Below are 19,406 nucleotides of genomic sequence, written 5' to 3'. Positions count from 1 at the left end.
GAATATTCCAACAAGTGGAGTTTAGATGTGGAAGTGATTATTGGAGAAATGGTTCGAGTAATAGGGACCATCATTAAGGAAGGAGTGAGGGTTTGAAAGCTAATATCGTATTCATAAACGGCGAGGTCATTACAGTTGATCAAAAAAATTCTGTTGCTGAAGCGATCGCGATTAATGGGAATCGTATCTCGGCAGTCGGAACGAATCAGGAAATTAAAGTTTTAATCGGAGAAGAAACTAAAGTGATGGATTTACAGGGGAAGTCCATACTTCCTGGGTTTATAGATTCTCATATTCATCTTATTTTATACGGTGTCAATCAATTGGCAGTAAGTTGTAAAGCTGGACACATCGAATCTGTAGAGGATTTGTTAAACGATCTTAAGGAAAAAGCTTCTGTTATCCCTAAAGGTGAATGGATCCGGGCATGGGGGTTCAATGAAACCGCTGTGAAAGAAAAACGTTATCCAACAATCTCAGAATTGGATGCCATTTCAACAGACCACCCCATAATGGTTACCAGAACTTGCAGCCATATAAGTGTTGTGAATCGAAGGGCGATGGAGTTTGCAGGACTGGATGAAAACTCTGAGAATCCAGCTGGTGGCATCATTGAAAAGGATAAGGAGGGGCGGATTACAGGCAAACTCATTGAAACAGCAAATATGTTAATGGCCGATATGGCAAGTTATACAGAAAGCGAACTGATGAAAGCAGTCAAAATCGCTTCGGAGCATTTCATCGCCTCAGGCATAACAAGCATTCATGAAGCTGGTGCTTTTGGTCCTGAAAGTTTCCGTTTAATGCAGCAAGCCATTAAATCTAAGGATATACGTGTGCGCATCTATGCGATGGTCGGTTCATTGAATAATTCGCATGAATTTGTAAATAAAATGGTAGAGTCTGGAGTCGTAACCGGTATTGGGGACGAAAAATTTAAAATTGGACCAGCTAAATTGTTTACGGATGGCAGCAGTACGGGCCCAACCATTGCAACCCGCGAGCCCTACACGAGTGATCCCGGTTATTCCGGCATTCTTTATTATGAAGAAGAGGAAATCTATCAAATATTAGGGGAAGCACATAAAAATGGCTATCAGATCACCGTGCATGCCCAAGGTGACAAAGCGATCGAAATGTATTTAAATTGTGTGGAAAAAGCGCTGCAAGAATCTCCAAGAAAAGATCATAGACACAGGATAGAACATGCTGGCATCTCTGCTCCAGATTTACAAAAGAAGATGAAAGAACTTGGCATCATCCCAATCCCCAATCCTCCATTTCCTTATGAATTCGGTGATATATATATCAAACACTACGGCAATAGGGTCAATCACATGTACGCCGCCCGTGACTATATTGATAATGGCATCATGGCTGCTGGTGGGTCCGATGCACCCGTTACTGATCATAACCCGTTATTAGGCATACATGTTGCAGTTAATAGAAGAAGTAAGTCTGGTACGAAAATAGGTACTGGTCAATCGATCAGCGTTATGGAAGCCATTAAACTATACACCTGGAATGGCGCTTTTGCAAGTTTCGATGAAGATGTCAAAGGCAGCATAGAAGTAGGGAAGCTGGCCGATTTAGTCGTATTGAATGATCGTATATTGAAAGTCCATCCCCATAATATCAAGGATTTAAAAGTCGAATCAACGATTTTAAATGGAGAGATTCTTTATCGTAGAGAAACATTGGTAGAAATATAATCTAGATTACGTACGTATGTATTTTTAGCAGGTTATCTTGAAGGGAGATATTCGATATGAAAAAACAAAAATTAGTCATTAATAGTGAAAGGCTGAGCCGTACGCTCGAGGAATTTGCCGATTTTGGACGCACCGAAAACAACGGAGTCACACGGTTATCTTTGTCCGAAGAAGATCGATTGGTCCGTGATTACTTTTGCTCTTGTTGTAAAGACCTGGGAATGGCGATTAAAGTTGATGATATGGGGAATATTTACGCTACTTTAGCAGGTCTTGAAAACAAACCGCCCATTGTAATGGGATCACATATGGATTCCGTAAAAAAGGGCGGGCGGTTTGATGGTATCTTGGGGGTAGCTGCAGGCTTGGAGGTCGTGCGCACTCTCGTGGAAAATAATATCCAACCTAAAATCCCGGTTATGATCGTCAATTTTACAAACGAAGAAGGAGCTAGATTCGAACCTTCCATGATGTCATCCGGAGTTCTTTCAGGTAAATTCGAAAAATCCATCATGATGCAAAAGACGGATAGTGAAGGAACCTCTTTCGAAAATGCCTTACATGCCATTGGTTATGCAGGGGATAAAGAGTCACGTCTAAAAGAAGCGACGGCGTTTCTAGAGCTGCATATTGAACAAGGGCCCATCCTTGAACGTGAATCATTAACGATTGGTGTCGTTGAATGTGTTCTTGGTATGGTGTGCTATGAGATAGAAGTTACTGGAGAATCCGATCATGCAGGAACCACACCAATGAATATGAGAAAAGATGCTTTCTTCACTGCGAATAGTTTGATTATGGAGGCTCGTCAAAAGCTAGGCATGCTTGATGACGATTTGGTTTTTACGATGGGAAGGGTGAATGTATTCCCAAATATCCATACGGTCATTCCTAATAAAGTGGTTTTTTCGTTAGAAGCAAGACATAAGGACCCCAAGGTCATCAAACGGGTAGAAGATATTATCCAAGGTCTTGCAACCACAGGTTCAGAGAGTGGCTGCGACATCCAGGTGAGTAAATTATGGGATAGGGATACCGTTTGGTTCGATAAATCAATTTGTGATTTGCTTGAACAATCAACCATTTCATTAGGTCTATCATATAAAAGAATGGTAAGCGGTGCAGGACATGATGCTCAGTTCATAGCTAGCTTTATTCCTACAGCCATGGTATTCGTGCCAAGCATCAACGGTAAAAGTCATTGTGAAGAAGAACTTACAACGTGGGAAGATTGTGAAAAGGGGGTCAATGTACTATTGGAAACCGTCCTTGCCATACAGTCCACTTAAGGTGAATATCTGGTTTGTTGGCTGAAAGCAGGAAGTGACTGTAACGAACATTGATGCTATAAATCCATCAGTATAGTATGAAATCCTGCTTTACTGATGGTTATCTATCAATGTTAAGAAGCTATTAACAGGGAGGGTATAATTTGAATGCTATTAAGCTATTGCTTTTGGTTCCGTTTATAGGGTTCTTAGCGTTCTTGCCTTATGCAAATAAAATAGAACCGTACATATTGGGAATGCCTTTTTTGTTATTTTGGGTTGCATTTTGGATGGTGATGGCATCGGTTATCTTATTGATTGTCTATAAGTTCGATCCTGATAATAAAGGGAGTGATCCTGAATGAATATCTCATTACTCATCATATCCATCTTTTTGGTGTTAGCACTTTATTTAGGGATCAAAGCAAGAAAAGGGAAGGATATGAATATGGAGCAATTTGCCGTAGGGGGCAGGGGCTTTGGTACATTCTTCATTTTTCTGCTGATAGCAGGTGAAATTTATACCACTTTCACATTTCTGGGCGGTAGTGGATGGGCTTACTCTAAAGGGGCTGCTGCTTATTATGTTCCAGCCTATATATTCCTAGCCTACGTCCTATCATATTGGTTGGTTCCCAAAATCTGGAGATATTCAAAGCGTCATTCCATCATCTCACAGCCTGAGTATTTTGCATCTAAATTCAAGAGTCGATCAATGGGGATGATCGTTGCGGTATTGGGAAGCTTAGCCCTCGTCCCGTACATAGTCATACAGCTTAAAGGTTTAGGTATCATTGTTTCAGAAGCATCCTATGGAGCCATTTCTCCGGTGGCAGCAAGCGTGATCGGTGCTGTAGTCGTAACTACTTATGTAATGATTTCAGGCATTCATGGGTCAGCATGGACAGCCATACTAAAAGATTTCATGATATTGGTAGTCGTAATCTTTTTGGGGATTTACATTCCCTTTCATTACTTCGGTGGCATACAGTCAATGTTCGAAACCGTCCAAGCTGCTAAACCGGAAATGTTGGTTTTGGCAGATCAGGGGTTGAGTCAGTCCTGGTTTGTCTCCACCGTTTTGTTGAATGCACTGGGATTTTATTTATTGCCACAAACATTTATGGTCGTTTTATCGTCGAATGGGGAAAGAACTCTTCGCAAAAATGCGATTGCTTTACCCTTATACACCCTGTTACTGCTTTTCGTTTTTTTCATTGGATTTACAGCCATCATGGAAATACCGGGTTTGCAAGGAGCTGACGGTGACCTCTCACTTTTGCGGCTGGCGATTCAAACATTCGATCCATGGGTGATAGGAGTGATCGGAGCTGCAGGTTTATTGACGGCCCTTGTACCGGCTTCCGTCATGCTAATGGCAGCATCGGTAGGTCTGACAAATAGTTTTTTCAATGTGCTGGTCCCTGCTGCGACTGAAAAACAGCAATTGATCGTCTCAAGATTCATTATTATCGGCATCTCGATCATTGCTTTGATTGTAACGGTTACAGGAGGCGAAGCGCTGGCCATCTTGAATATCATGTCATATAGTTTGATCACCCAATTGGCACCTTCCTTGTTTTGCAGTTTGCCAAAAAACAATATGATCAATAAGTATGGTGCGATGTCCGGAATATTGGCAGGTGTAGGAATCGTGTTATATGCGACAATTGCCAATGTTAAGGTTGCTACATTCCTTCCGGATATCCCACCTGTCATCAATGATATCAGTACAGGTGTCATAGCTTTGTTCATTAATATGATCGTAACTTTCGTAGTAAGTGCACTGACTAAACATAATACTATGCAAGAGAAAGAAATGAATGATATGAATAAGATTTCCTGACCTTCATTTTTAGTCATCTGGGTCGATGGGAAAGGGTTAATGGGAAGAACTATTTGGGAGGTCTTTTGTGAAAATTAAAATAACCGCTTGTCAATTCCGTGTAGAAAAAGTGTCCTCTTTCAATGAATTTCAAAAACAAGTAGAAGACTTAATCAGTCAAGTTCCAGAAAACTCGGACTATATCATTTTTCCGGAGCTGGTGACTATCGGGTTATCAGCGGCTAGTGGAGAATTGGATGTTTCGCCCGTGATCAAGAGTGATGAATACACCAGTCAATATATTAATCTTTTCCGTTCCATTTCTAGGAAAAGAAAGCAGGTAATCATTGCTGGCTCGCATCTGGAACGGCGTGAAAATGAGTACTTCAATATTGCCTACATTTTTGATAAAGACGGTTCATACGTTGAGCATAAAAAAACTCATATTTTTCCCGCTGAAGCAAAATGGCAAACTTCTGAAGGGAACGATCTTGAAGTGTATTCCATAGGTCCTGTTAAGATTGGAATAGCTGTGTGCTATGAAGCGGAAATACCCGAAATTTCAAGAATTTTAGCTGTAAACGGAGCTGACATCATTTTTTGCCCATCCTATACATTTACAGAGGCTGGCTTTTGGCGAGTGCGCCATTGTGCCCATGCACGCGCAATCGAGAATCAGGTTTTTTTCGTTCATTGTCCCACTGTTGGCGAACCAGGGGCACCTTTACCGAACGGATATGGTCGCGCGAGTATACTAAGTCCTTGTGACAACGCTTGGCCAGCGAATGGAATAGTAGCTGAGGCGGAAATGAATGAACATACTGTAATCACAGGTACGGTGGATATGGATGAACTTTATGAGAATCGACAAAGTGGTGCAGCTACCACTTTCAAAGATCGTAATCGCCGAAAAGGTATGTATGCGAAATATGAGCCATATGGAGAACCAAAATAATCAATATGAGAAAAACCACTATTGTTTTAATAGTGTTTTTTTCTTTTATATCCTTTGGGAAATTATAAATGAAGGTAGAGGGTACCTAAATCAAGCATATAGGTTCCGCATACACTTTAAATTAAGTGAATATTCGAACTAATCATTTAAAGAAGAGTCATTTATCGGTTAATATAGAAAGAGAATGATCATGATCGTTTTATTGATCGAATAAGAAATCTATTTAGTAAAGAAATGTACAAAGATTAGCAGAGGGCGCATGCCGTGAAAATTTCTATTATTCAAGCAAAAGACATCACTCGAGATTCGGCCAACCATCGTTACCGTAAGTATTTACACTACAGACGAAGCTCATCCTGATGGCTGTACTTGGCAGTCTACTGGGCACCTATTTTGGAATTCTTACATCATATATACTCTCAAGCTTTAAGGAAGGGTTGTTATTATGAGAATTGAAAGTTTACAAGTATCAGTGGAAAGTTTGCCGCTTGTCAAGCCGTTCAAGACTGCGTTGCGTACCGTAATGGAAATTGAGAATATCAATGTTTCTGTGAAGTTGGAGAATGGAACGGAAGGGGTGGGGGCAGCAGCTCCTACAGTTGCGATCACTGGTGATTCTACAAAGGGGATCGTCAGTATCATTGAAGAAGTGATCTCTCCAAACCTGATTGGCCTAGAGATCGAGAATATCAATGTACTCTCACAGCTGATCCAACTATCCTGTGTAGGTAACACAAGTGCAAAAGCTGCTGTTGAAATCGCTTTATACGACGCTGTCAGCAAACGATGGCAGCTCCCTTTATATCAATATCTAGGCGGTAAGTCGAATGTACTGAAAAATGACATGACAGTCAGCGTTGATGAACCTGAAGAAATGGCTAAGGCGGCATTGTCCCTCATCGATGACGGTTTTTCAACGTTGAAGATAAAGTTAGGAAAAGACTGGAGGGGAGATGTGGAACGAGTTGCCTGCATTCGTGATGCTGTTGGCGACCAGGTCAAGATCAGGATTGACGCGAATCAAGGATGGACGACAAAACAAGCGATTTCCATCATTCATGAACTAGAGGAAAAAAGGGTGGACATTGATTTGGTGGAACAGCCCGTGCAAGCCCATGATATCGAAGGGTTAAAAGAAATAAGGAGATGTGTCCAAGTGCCGATCATGGCTGATGAAAGCTTGTTTTCCCCTCGTGATGCCATGAGACTCCTGAATGAACACGCTGTTGATTTCCTTAATATTAAATTAATGAAAACAGGGGGCATTCGCCGTGCACTACAAATCGCTGATATGGCAGAAGCAGCCGGAGTGGAATGCATGATTGGAAGTATGATGGAATCATCTATAAGTGTAGCAGCCGCAGCACATCTGGCAACCGCCCATCCAAATATAACGAAGATTGATTTAGATGCACCATTGTGGATTAAGAATGAACCCTATGAAGGCATTCAATTTATAAAGGATCAACTCCACATAGCCGATCGACCAGGACTCGGAGTCAAGAGGAAAACCTCTTTTACTCAATAATAACTATTCGAAAGGGTGATTTTTATTTTGAAAAGGTTAACCGTTTTAGTACTATCCTTATTTGCTCTTGGCAATTTAGTATTCAGTCCAAATGAAGCCAGTTCAAAAGAGAAGGAGAAAACCGCTTATATTGATGTAACGGCTGCAACTCTTTGGACGGAGCCAGGCCTTTTAAGGGAACTGGATGCCCCTTCAGCATCGAACCCCGTCGATTTGAATGCATGGATCGGTTCCATGAAGTATGAAGACAAACTGTGGCTTGTGGGTAACCTTGAAACACAAGCGTTATATGGCTCCAAAGTGACTATTCTTGAAGAACGTGGCGAATGGGTAAAAGTAGCAGTAGCCAATCAGCCAACGCCCCGTAATGATGCTGGTTATCCAGGGTGGATGCCAAAGGGGCAAATAAAGATGGGAAAATCCTTTGAGAAGCAGTTTAAGCGAGGATTTGCCCTTGTAAATGCAACAAGGACCTGGCTTTATTCAGATTCGAAACATCGGTCCAAATTCATGGAGGTAAGCTTCGATACTCGTCTTCCGCTATTGCAGGTGAAAAAGGATAAGGTAAAGGTGATGACACCTGGTGATGGTGCAAAATGGATAGACAAAAAAGAGGTGTCTGTCTATCAAAACGAAAGTCAAATTCCAATTACAACAGGTGAGGATATCGTAGAATCAGGAAAAGAATTTTTAGGGCTTCCTTACCTATGGGCTGGAATGTCCGGGTTTGGATTCGATTGCTCGGGCTTTACGTATACAATGTACCATGCTAATGGAATAACGATCCCAAGGGACTCTTCCATTCAGGCGCAGCATGGCAAAAAGGTAGAACAAGCAGAACTTCAACCAGGTGATCTACTATTTTTTGCCCATGATAAAGGGAAAGGAAAGGTCCATCATGTTGGCATGTATATCGGTGACGGGAAAATGATCCATTCACCAAACAGCTCTACACATGTAAGGATAGATGAAATAAAAACTTCCGGATACGGAGAGGAATATGCCGGAGCAAGAAGATATATTGATTGATTTTTTTGAAAACCTGAGAGCACGGTGCCCTCAGGTTTTTTAATAGGTAAACAAAATTTCAAATTTATCTAATGGATGTCCAATAAATGCCCATATCTTGCTGCATACATTGAAAAACCACCATTTCTTCTTGTCTCCTCATCACAATCTATTTCCTCAAAAGTTATATTTTGATATACTTTTTTATTGTTATTAGGTTTATTCTATTTTTTGTGATGTGTGATGAATTCATATGGGGTTTCATGAAAATGAATGGATACAAGTTTTAGGAAAAACAGCCATTCAAAGCGAACGCACGTATCTTATAATTGAAGATAGGAATAGGATAGAAGAACCTGAAATTCTAAATACGATTAGGGTATATTAAGCTGGAACAACCAATCTGTTTTTTCATATTGGGGATTTGACCTTTAAAAAGACAATAAACACCAGTAAAGGGGGCATTAATTTTTGTCGTCCCACTGGTGTTTTCATCATATAAGTTCTTTTGAAATAATTTACTGTAATATTTATTTGATAGAATCGGAACTTTATAGTCTTTCTACTTGATCGTTTCAAAAAGACGCTCTAGATCCTTATCCATTATGAAAACTTCAATTCTTTCACCTGTTTTGGTGCTTATGTCACTGTGAGAAGAAAGAACCTTACATCCCGTATGATCTTCAACAATTTTTTCGTAATCCTTCGTGTACATTTCACGAAGCAGCGAACGCATTTTCTTTACAAGCTTTTTGCCGGAATTGTGACTCACAAGGTGCTTTTCCTCAACAGTCAGAACACCCTTGAAACGGGTTATCAACATATCATTGATAATATACGTTTTAGTTTCTTGAGGTCCTCTTCCTATCAATTCGCGCTGGAACTTAATGAATGCCTCACTTATTTCAGCTTCAAGTCTTTTTTTTGTATTTATCATAATGCCTCCAATTATTTGACCAATTTATGGGATTTATCATAATGCCATGTTTGAGTTCTTGTCAATAACAGTTTGTAAAACTTTAGAAAAAAGAGAAATAGTTAGTATTTTAAAGAAAGAAAGCGATTTTGTATTTTAAATGGTTAAATATGGTCTGTGATGAACGTATATGGATGTTTTTGAAGATTTATATGAGTTTACAAACCTTTGGTGAGGGGCGTACAATAACGTCAAGAAAAACAATTTGATATCGGCCAAATCTCAAGTGATTGAGAACGGAGGACCCACTATTTTTGGGGTTAATTCTGCATTTGCAGAAGGGATGAGATACTCTTTCGCCATCCTACCCGTCAGCTAACTTCGTCGGCTAAAGCGAAGGAGGTCATAAGACCACCTTGATTTCGGGAGGCTCTTTTGTTGTGTCAAAGCAAAAGGGCAACCTGACATTTCCGTAGGTCTTTTTATTATGCCTATAATTGAAAAGGTTTCTTGGAAGGCGGATCGCAAAGTAAGCTTTATGGCTTGCTGGGCGTTAAGTAGACCAATGATTTCTTTTCTCCATCTATATGTTTGCTTCTGCATATCTTTCTTTTTCTGATGCGTCAAAGCTCTTGACGCTGTAGGGATAGAGATTTATTTGGGCAGGGCAGCTGTACTGGAGGAAAGTAAGCATTGGTCTATTTTTTTTATGCCTTAACTGACGTTTTCCCCTCCCAGGGAAAAGTCAAAGTGTTTAAAAATCGAAAGAGGGTGCCCTATTTCATTCAAAGAAATGGGATGTAAACGATTGAAACGGTTTTAGGCTTTTAGCAAAACTTCTAGATTAAGATACTTACCTTTTAAGGAGGTGGATGGGAATAAAGGTTGTTAATAGTTGTGTGGGAGGAGTGATACAAAATGGATGTGATAGCAATTTTACTAATGGTTACACCGTTTATTCTCTTTTTAGGGTTCATTCATTTTTGTAATAAAGTCATAGCAAAAGAGGGTGAGTAGCGAAATGTTACTAATGATCATCGTCGGAGCGGTTACGCTGTATTTAATACATGCCTTAATATATCCGGAAAAATACTAATGGTGACTATCGGAGGAATTGCAAATGGATCTATTACAAATCGTTGTGGTATTGGCAATTGCGGTTATATTAGCCGTGCCATTGGCAAAGTATTTAACGAGTGTTTATTCCCTTGAAATAACGAAACAAGATCGCGTATTTGGAAGGATGGAACGATATATCTTTAAACTGTCTGGAATGAAGACGCATGATATGACATGGCAGCAGTACGCCAAGTCCCTGTTATTGAGTAATTTAGTGATGTTCTTTATCTCTTATTTGATTCTTCGTTTCCAAGGGGAGTTACCAGGCAACCCCAGTGATGTAGACAGCATGGAGCCATTGCTGGCATTCAATACTGCTGCAAGCTTTCTTACGAATACCAATTTACAACATTATAGCGGGGAATCGGGCCTGTCATATTTATCTCAAATGGCAGTTATCATATTCTTGATGTTCACGACCCCCGCTACAGGCCTTTCATTATGTATGGCTTTCTTTAGAGGGTTGACGGGTCAGAGGAGTCTAGGAAACTTCTATGTGGATTTGATCCGTACGATTACTCGAGTGCTGCTTCCCTTATCGATTTTGATTGGTTTAATCCTTGTGTCCCAGGGGGTTCCGCAAACTTTCGGCCCTACTGCAGTAGCTGAAACATTAGAAGGAGCGACCCAACATATAGCAAGGGGACCTGTAGCGGCACTGGAATCGATTAAGCACATAGGTACAAACGGAGGAGGGTTCTTTGGGGTTAACTCAGCCCATCCATTTGAAAATCCTAATGGATTTACGAATGCATTAGAAATATTATCCATGTTCCTTATACCTGCTGCCCTCCCGTTGACGTTTGGAAATATGGCGAGAAATAAGAAGCAAGGCTGGATCTTATTTTCAGCGATGGGACTCATGCTACTTCTCTTCTTGGGCATGACTTATTTCAATGAAAAAAATGGTAATCCAGCTTTAGAACAAATTGGCCTTTCACAAGAGAATGGGAGTATGGAAGGGAAGGAGGTTCGTTTCGGGGTAGCTCAGAGTGCATTATTCACTAGCATCACTACAGCTGCCACTACAGGGTCGGTAAATAATATGCATGATACTCTAACGCCTCTGGGAAGTATAGCTCCACTCGCAATGATGATGTTGAATTGTGTATTTGGCGGAGAAGGTGTGGGGACAATCAATATTCTCATGTATTCAATAATGGCTGTATTTCTTGCCGGCCTTATGGTGGGACGTACACCTGAGTTTTTGGGTAAGAAGATTGAAGGGCAGGAGATGAAATTAATAGCTATAGCCATTCTTCTCCACCCATTGATCATATTAGTTCCATCTGCCATCGCGTTAGCGACACAAATGGGATCAGCAGCTATTTCAAATCCTGGCTTTCACGGTATTTCTCAAGTAGTTTATGAGTTTACCTCTTCTGCTGCCAATAATGGTTCCGGTTTTGAAGGCTTAGGTGACAATACACCTTTTTGGAATATTTCCACCGGTTTAGTCATGTTGTTCGGCCGTTACTTTTCCATGTTCGCAATGATCGCCGTCGCAGGATCATTACTGGTAAAGACACGTGTTCCTGAAACGATGGGAACCTTCAAAACGGATAATGGTACCTTCCTTGTCATTCTATTAGCAACGGTTTTAATTATTGGAGCTTTGACTTTCTTTCCCATAATGGCACTTGGACCAATTGCTGAATGGCTTACGATTAGATAAATGTTGAAAAGGGGCATTCAAAATGAGTACAGAGCGAATAGCAAATTTAAATAAGAACATTATTTATGAGGCAGGTAAAGATGCACTCAAAAAATTGAATCCAAAAGTCATGGCTCGTAATCCAGTCATGTTTGTTGTTGAAGTGGGCTTTGTCATTACCTTAATTCTGTCTATTTTCCCTGAAATTTTTGGTGGAATAGCTGACAGGGGGTATAACTTTGCAGTAACCATCATTTTATTTGTAACGATCATTTTCGCTAATTTTGCGGAAGCTCTTGCTGAGGGACGCGGAAAAGCACAGGCTAATAGCCTGAAAAAGACAAAGCAGGATACAAAAGCAAGGTTAATCCAGAAAGATGGTTCCATAAAAATAATCGATGCCTTGCATTTACGTAAAGGCGATATTGTTTTAGTGGAGGCAAACGATTTAATACCAACCGATGGAGAAATCATCGAAGGAGTGGCTGCCATAGATGAATCAGCGATCACGGGTGAATCAGCTTCCGTAATAAAAGAACCTGGTGGAGATTTCAGTTCAGTAACAGGCGGTACAAAAGTTATCAGTGATTATATCAAAGTTAAAGTCAGTGCAGATCCTGGGGAATCTTTTCTTGATCGGATGATTAATTTGGTGGAAGGAGCTAAAAGGCAAAAAACACCGAATGAAATCGCATTGGGTACACTATTGGTCAGCTTGACCATTATCTTTTTGCTTGTATGTACGACGCTTGTGCCAATTGCGTCATATATACACGTTACCTTGCCCATCACTACACTTGTAGCTTTACTAGTTTGCTTGATCCCCACAACGATAGGCGGTTTGCTCTCAGCCATAGGAATAGCGGGGATGGATAGGGTAACACAATTCAATGTTATTGCGAAGTCTGGAAAATCGGTGGAAGCGGCTGGTGATATCAATACGATCATCCTTGATAAAACAGGAACGATAACACATGGTAACCGCATGGCCTCTGCCTTAATACCGGCTATTGGTATAAGTCAGGAGGAGCTTACCCAATGTTCCGTATATTCATCTTTACATGATGATACCCCTGAGGGCCGTTCCGTTGTGGAATTCGCCAAAAAAAACGGTTTGCCTGAAAACGCGCTGAATAAAACCGATTCGGTAGGAATTGAATTTACAGCTGAAACGAGAATGAGCGGAACTGATTTTCCTGATGGGAAAAGGATCCGAAAAGGTGCGGTTGATACGATCATGAAATATATAGTGCAACAAGGGGGAGAAGTGCCAGACGGTTTAAAAGATACTTGTGATGAGGTGGCCAAAAAAGGCGGTACCCCACTGGTTGTAACAGAGGGAAACCGTATACTTGGCACAATCTACTTGAAAGATACAGTGAAACCAGGCATGAAGGAACGATTTGATGAGTTAAGGAAAATGGGGATTAAAAGCATAATGTGCACGGGGGATAACCCTTTAACCGCTGCAACTATTGCAAAAGAAGCAGGTGTCGATGATTTTATCGCCGAGGCTAAGCCGGAGGATAAAATCTCCGTCATCAAGCGGGAACAAGCGGAGGGCAAGCTTGTTGCTATGACTGGAGATGGCACAAACGATGCCCCTGCATTGGCACAGGCAGATGTAGGGTTGGCGATGAATACAGGAACGAATGCGGCGAAGGAAGCCGCTAATATGGTGGATTTAGATTCAGATCCCACAAAAATCATTGAAGTAGTATCAATTGGGAAACAGTTGCTCATGACCCGGGGGGCACTGACAACCTTTAGCATTGCAAATGATGTAGCTAAATATTTTGCGATAATCCCAGCCATGTTCATGTTGGCGATACCTCAAATGAAAGCCCTGAACATTATGGGTTTAGCAACACCTCAAAGTGCCATATTATCAGCTTTAATATTTAACGCCATTATCATTCCATTGCTAATACCATTGGCCATGAAAGGGGTTAAATATGTTCCTATGAGCGCTACAAGATTGTTGAAGAGGAATTTGGCCCTTTATGGAGTAGGAGGAGTGTTAGTTCCTTTCGTTGGAATTAAAGTGATTGATTTACTTCTTGTCGTGTTAAGAGTGGTTTGAAAATATAAATTAAGGGTGGAAATCCATGTTAAAAAACTTACGTTTGGTTATTGTGCTTTTTCTTATATGTGGAGTGGCCTATCCGGTTCTGATGACAGGCCTGGCACAGTTGACGATGCCCGCAAAAGCAGAGGGCAGTTTAATTAAGAATGAATCGGGAGAAATGATTGGTTCCGAATTGATCGGCCAATCCTTTATAGATCCTCGGTACTTTCAAGGTCGTGTTTCATCTATTGAATATGATGCAGCTAATTCAGGTACGTTAAACTACTCTCCTTCAAATGAGGAGCTCATTGATCGGACAAAAAAGGATATTTTAAAATTTTTAGAAGAAAACCCTACTGTCGATAAAGCAGACATACCATCTGATTTAATGACAAATTCGGGGTCTGGGCTTGATCCCAATATTTCTCCTGATGGTGCCAAGGTACAGGTTCCTCGTATTGCTCTTGAAAGGGAATTGTCTGAAAAAAAGGTATATCTTCTTGTGGAAAAGTATACAAGCAGCCGATCGTTTGGACTTTTTGGAGAACCTCGAATTAATGTTTTGGAGTTAAATATGGCCTTGGACGAATTAAAATAAATTTGTTGTAGAGAGAGATTTTCTCTCCGATTGCAATAGAACTAATAAGGAGGTGGGATTATGTCGGAACAATTTCGCAGAAAAACATCGGATGAAATTCTAGAGTCGATTTCCAATATCCAAAGGGGAAGGCTAAAAATCATACTTGGAGCCGTGAGCGGTTCGGGGAAGACCTACCATTTGCTTCTTGAAGGAAATGAATTGAAAAAACGAGGGATTGACGTTGTTGTCGGAATAGTCAGCAAGCCCTGTAGTCCTAAAACGCTTAAACAATTAGGCAGTCTCGAACTTATACCTGCTATAGAATGGGAACAAAACGGACCCGGAGAGCAGGATCTTGATTTGGAGGGTATTTACAAGCGGAATCCAGAGGTGGTTTTAGTTGATCGATTAGCACATGAAAATCATTGTCATGCAAAAAATCCAACTAGATTGGACGACGTTAAAGAATTAATTAAAAATGAAATCAGTGTCATAACGACCATAAATATTTATGAGTTGAAAGGGGTGAAGGAAGTTGCCGAACAATTACTGAAACTTCCCTTTCACTTACAAGTTACAGTGCCCGAAGATACTCTGACAAATGCTGATGAAGTACGTCTTTTGGACGTCACCCCTGAAGCCATTTTAAAACGACTGCAAAAAGGGGAAATCGAGAAAAAAGACGAAGGGTTGTTACAGTTTTACAACAATGGTAATCTCGCCACTCTTAGGGAATTGTCGCTTCGATATTTAGCTGAAGAAGTTGAAGAGAATCTGACTGAACAAAGGGAACAAGAAGGTTTATTGGGTCCTTCAGGTGCAACGGAGCGAATCTTGGTCTGTGCGCAATACCATTTGAATGGCTCCATATTAATAAGACGAGGAGATCAAATTGCCAAGCGTTTGGGCGGTGAGTTCATAATAGCTACCTTTATCTCAAAAACAAGAAAACTCTCAAAAGAGGAAGAAATCTTTAAAAGGTCCATGCAAAAACTGATCACTAAATTAAAGGGAACGTTTATTGAGATAATAATGAAGGAAGACGAAATAGCAGATGAAATAGTCGGATTTTCCATGCAGCATCAAATAACCCGAATTATCCTTGGCCAATCCAAAAAGTCAGCTTGGGAGGAGATGATCAACGGTTCCATTATCAATAAAATATTGAGAAAATCGAAGAACATTGATGTATTTATTGTAGCAGACAGGGGTAAAGCATTTGGTGAAAGAATCATCCCTGCAATGAAGACGGAAAAAAGGAGTGGAAATCCATATCACAGACTCACAGCTGATGAATTGCACGAAAAAGTCGAAGGGGTGAAGAGAGGGACATTTAAGATTTATATCGGGGCTGCTCCTGGTGTTGGAAAAACATATACGATGCTAAGGGAGGCAAACCACTTAAAAGAAAATGGACTTGATGTGGTAATTGGATTACTGGAGACACATGGGCGAAAAGAAACAGCCTCCCAAGTGGGGAATTTAGAAATCGTGCCTAGAAAGCTCATTCCATATAAAAACGTATTATTGGAGGAAATGGATCTTGATGCCATTATGATACGAAATCCTGAGGTGGTCCTGATAGATGAATTAGCACATACGAACGTACCAGGAATCAAAAATCGAAAAAGATATCAAGATGTAATGACCATTTTGAACTCCGGAATTTCGGTAATTTCCACAATGAATATTCAACATATAGAAAGTTTGAATGATAGTGTAAAGCAAATAACAGGTGTTTCAGTTAGAGAAACAGTACCTGACAGCATTCTACAACTAGCGGATGAACTTGAGTTGATCGATATCTCCCCTAAAGCGCTCCGGCAAAGGATGGTAGAGGGGGATATCTATGCCAAGGATAAAGTGGAACAGTCACTTAGCCATTTCTTCAAGACACAAAACCTTATAGCTCTTAGAGAACTTGCACTCCGTGAATTGGCGGATGAAGTGGATGACAGGTTAGAGTCATTGAAACGTAAGGAAGGAGTAAGGGGGCCATGGAGAGAAAATGAAGTGATTTTTGTCAGCGTCAATCTACGAGCGGATTCAGAGCGACTAATTAGAAGAGGGTTCCGCATAGCCTATCGTCTTAAAGCAAATTGGTTTGTTATATTCGTAAAATATCAAAAAGAGCTGCGGACTGATGAAGAGCTGATACTTGATAAACTCGTAAGCCTTACACATCGATTAGGAGGCCATTTTGTATTGCATACAACCAGGAATAAACGTTCAGTGGTCAATGATATCAAGAAGCAACTACATGACAAAAAAGCTACACAAATTATTTTATCGCAAGCAGCAAGAACGAGATGGCAAGAAATGAAGGGAGGGTCCATTGTTGTTCGTCTTTTAAGGGAAGCTAGACACCTTGATGTTTTGATTGTAGCTGATTAAATTACACGGCAGGTATTTTTTTTGAAAAGATCATGTGGAGTTCAGGGATGCTTTGTCTGTGTAAATTAGGTAAAATATGGTATAGTTAATTACAGATTTTTCATTATAGTATAAATATAGGGGGTTGCAAATGATGATCACTTTTCCAAAACCTGATGTTGAGCAGTTTCTACGGACTTTTTCCATTAGTAATTTTGCGGTTAGTCCAGATGAAAAACAGCTTGTATTCAGCACGAATTTAAGCGGAAAGTATAATCTATGGGCAATGGATTTACCAAATTCCTTTCCATATCCACTTACATCCATTGATCAAAGCTGCCAAGAGCTGCTATATGATAAGGAGAGCAGGTTTATCATTGCTGGTTTTGATCATGACGGTAATGAAAATACTCAGTTTTACGGGATTCCTTTGAAGGGCGGGACAATGAAGGAAATTGCTCATCATGAGAATACCCGAAATTTTATGCCGATTATATCCAATGACAGCAAAAAACTCTATTATACGACCTCGAGAGGAAATCCTTCCTATTTGAATGCTTATTGTATAGATTTAGAATCAGGTCGTGAAACCGAGGTTCTTGAAGGTGATGATGCAGCAACGTATTTATTTGGCATTAGTCCGGATGAAGAAACCTTACTATACTATAAACACTTTGCTAATACATATACACTTCTTTATGCGAAACGCGGGAACGAAAATATCCTGCTTACGCCGCCTACTGAGAAACAACACACAGTTAGTGACGGTGTTTTTGTTACAGATTCAATGATATATTTATTGACTGATTATGATTCGGACTTTACCTATTTGGCATCATACAACCTTGAAACAAACCATTTCAGTAAAGTTAAAGAATTGGAGAATGAGAGTTTTAGTGTCTTGAAATATAGTAAAGAGAATCAACTATTATATGTAACCAGTCAAAAGGGTGTAGAGGATCGATTATATGAATTCAATCTGCAAAATGAAGAATGGAGAAATATCCCTGTGCCGTGCAGCGTTATTAATAAACTTGAGGTTGCTGCAACAGGAGCGCTTTACTTATTTGGCATGAGCGCAACCAAGCCACATAATATTTATAAAAAAACAGGTGACGAGTGGGTATCATTAACTAAATATACTGTTCCTGGGGTCGACTCAAATGAATTGGTTGAACCGGACATTATTAAGTACCGTACATTTGATGGCTTGGAAATTGAATCGTTATTTTTTAGGTCAAAAAAGGAAAATGATAATGGTGAAGTCATTTTTTGGCCCCATGGAGGACCTCAAGCGGCAGAACGAAAATCTTTCAGAGCATCTTTTCAATTTTTCCTGAATCAAGGCTACAGTATTTTTGCTCCAAACTTTCGCGGTTCTACTGGTTATGGTTTGGAATTCAAGAAAATGGTAGAAGGAGATTGGGGAAATGGACCACGCCTTGATAATGTAGCCGGCCTTGATTGGCTCATTAACCAAGGGCATGTACAAAAAGGTAACATTCTATTGATGGGCGGAAGCTTCGGAGGGTATATGGCACTTCTGCTACACGGACGACATGCGGATTATTTTAAGGCGGTTGTCGATATTTTCGGCCCATCCAACCTATTCTCATTCATCAATTCCGTTCCAGAAGACTGGAAGCCAGTTATGGATCAATGGGTAGGGAACCCTGAAAAAGATAAGGAAAAACTAATCGAGTACTCACCCATCACCTATTTAGACTCCATGACAAAACCAATGCTTGTCATTCAAGGAGCCAACGATCCCCGTGTCGTCAAGGAGGAATCAAATCAAATCGTTCAAGCATTGAAGGAAAAAGGAAGAGATGTTGATTATATGCTTTTAGAAGATGAAGGGCATGGATTTTCCAAAAAAGAAAATGAAATTGCCGTTTATCGAAAAATCCTATCATTCTTAAATCAATTCGTGGGAGTAACAGAAAAAGCATAACACGCATCAATCATTCAAGGCATTTACAATATTAAAAAACCCTGCCATTCACGGTCGATGTGACGTAGCAGGGTTTTTCATGTTGGAAAGCTGGATGTTATTGTGGGTTTTCCGGTTTGGGAGTTAGTAAATAGGACTTCCTGATATGTCGTTTTTAGGGGTTCAGCCGAGATACATGTAAAAATGGATAATAGGCATATACAAAAAAATTAAAGAAACACGAATTTTAGAGGCTAAGATATTTTTTGGAAGTAAAAACCTTGATTATTCTGCTTAGTGTAAAAAAATCAAGGTTTATTATTTGTAGAGTGACAATAAAGTTATTTAATTATTGATGCAGATTACTTCACCGCACTTAAAAATATAACAATAAAGTCGTTTAAATCTAAGAGTTATTTCATAATCGCGCCCGATAGTGGAAAAGTGAAGACTGTGAAGGAGTTACA

The 19,406-nt window shown here is 40.2% G+C and carries 14 protein-coding genes and 1 riboswitch; of the genes, 13 read left to right on the top strand and 1 reads right to left on the bottom strand.

The features are described 5' to 3' along the window. The first annotated feature begins 92 nt into the window (after positions 1-92). The 7 genes from LQ203_RS04560 (at position 93) to LQ203_RS04530 (ending at position 8,317) form a co-directional block, all read left to right on the top strand. Positions 93-1,712, top strand: a complete 1,620-nt coding sequence (locus LQ203_RS04560) for an amidohydrolase (RefSeq protein WP_230156086.1) — start codon at positions 93-95, stop codon at positions 1,710-1,712. Between the two features lie 56 nt (positions 1,713-1,768). Then, a complete protein-coding gene (locus LQ203_RS04555) occupies positions 1,769-3,001 on the top strand; it encodes a Zn-dependent hydrolase (RefSeq protein WP_230156085.1) in 1,233 nt (410 codons plus the stop codon). Positions 3,002-3,144: 143 nt separating this feature from the next. Beyond that, positions 3,145-3,345 carry a DUF3311 domain-containing protein gene (locus LQ203_RS04550; RefSeq protein WP_230156084.1) on the top strand — a complete coding sequence of 67 codons (201 nt, stop codon included), beginning with the start codon at positions 3,145-3,147 and terminating at the stop codon, positions 3,343-3,345. Beyond that, positions 3,342-4,826: a sodium:solute symporter family protein gene (locus tag LQ203_RS04545; protein ID WP_230156082.1), complete on the top strand. Its 1,485-nt coding sequence runs from the start codon at positions 3,342-3,344 to the stop codon at positions 4,824-4,826. The genes LQ203_RS04550 and LQ203_RS04545 overlap by 4 nt, the downstream gene beginning before the upstream one ends. Before the next feature lie 67 nt (positions 4,827-4,893). Next, entirely contained in the window at positions 4,894-5,760 is an 867-nt protein-coding gene (locus LQ203_RS04540) for a nitrilase-related carbon-nitrogen hydrolase (RefSeq protein ID WP_230156080.1), read from the top strand. Between the two features lie 445 nt (positions 5,761-6,205). Next, complete coding sequence (locus LQ203_RS04535; protein ID WP_230156079.1) at positions 6,206-7,288, top strand: dipeptide epimerase; 1,083 nt, start codon at positions 6,206-6,208, stop codon at positions 7,286-7,288. 27 nt (positions 7,289-7,315) lie between these two features. Next, entirely contained in the window at positions 7,316-8,317 is a 1,002-nt protein-coding gene (locus LQ203_RS04530; protein ID WP_230156077.1) for a C40 family peptidase, read from the top strand. A 541-nt stretch (positions 8,318-8,858) separates the two neighbouring features. Here the strand turns inward: LQ203_RS04530 and LQ203_RS04525 are convergent. Further along, positions 8,859-9,233 carry a DUF2294 domain-containing protein gene (locus tag LQ203_RS04525; RefSeq protein ID WP_179086106.1) on the bottom strand — a complete coding sequence of 125 codons (375 nt, stop codon included), beginning with the start codon at positions 9,231-9,233 and terminating at the stop codon, positions 8,859-8,861. Between the two features lie 242 nt (positions 9,234-9,475). Further along, positions 9,476-9,617: riboswitch (cyclic di-AMP (ydaO/yuaA leader) on the top strand. Positions 9,618-10,233: 616 nt separating this feature from the next. On the opposite strand from LQ203_RS04525, the gene LQ203_RS27640 reads away from it, so the two are divergent. From LQ203_RS27640 to LQ203_RS04500, 6 genes are all read left to right on the top strand, one after another. After that, positions 10,234-10,308, top strand: a complete 75-nt coding sequence (locus LQ203_RS27640) for a potassium-transporting ATPase subunit F (RefSeq protein WP_356713880.1) — start codon at positions 10,234-10,236, stop codon at positions 10,306-10,308. A 24-nt stretch (positions 10,309-10,332) separates the two neighbouring features. Next, on the top strand, positions 10,333-12,006 hold the full coding sequence (kdpA, locus tag LQ203_RS04520) for a potassium-transporting ATPase subunit KdpA (protein WP_230156075.1): 1,674 nt from the start codon (positions 10,333-10,335) through the stop codon (positions 12,004-12,006). Positions 12,007-12,028: 22 nt separating this feature from the next. After that, positions 12,029-14,068 (top strand): potassium-transporting ATPase subunit KdpB, encoded by a 2,040-nt coding sequence (kdpB, locus tag LQ203_RS04515; protein WP_230156073.1) that lies wholly within the window; start codon positions 12,029-12,031, stop codon positions 14,066-14,068. Between the two features lie 25 nt (positions 14,069-14,093). Next, entirely contained in the window at positions 14,094-14,651 is a 558-nt protein-coding gene (gene kdpC / locus LQ203_RS04510; RefSeq protein WP_230156071.1) for a potassium-transporting ATPase subunit KdpC, read from the top strand. Between the two features lie 60 nt (positions 14,652-14,711). After that, the gene (locus tag LQ203_RS04505; RefSeq protein WP_230156069.1) at positions 14,712-17,027 is read left to right on the top strand and encodes a universal stress protein; all 2,316 of its coding nucleotides are present in this window, start codon (positions 14,712-14,714) and stop codon (positions 17,025-17,027) included. A gap of 133 nt (positions 17,028-17,160) precedes the next feature. Further along, positions 17,161-18,960, top strand: coding sequence for a S9 family peptidase (locus LQ203_RS04500; protein WP_230156153.1), 1,800 nt, complete (start codon positions 17,161-17,163; stop codon positions 18,958-18,960). The last annotated feature ends 446 nt before the right edge of the window (positions 18,961-19,406 follow it).

This window comes from Peribacillus sp. Bi96, assembly GCF_918698115.1.
Lineage (GTDB): Bacteria > Bacillota > Bacilli > Bacillales > DSM-1321 > Peribacillus.
The sequence above is the reverse complement of the archived record's forward strand: the minus strand, read 5'-3'. Positions and strand labels throughout refer to the sequence as shown.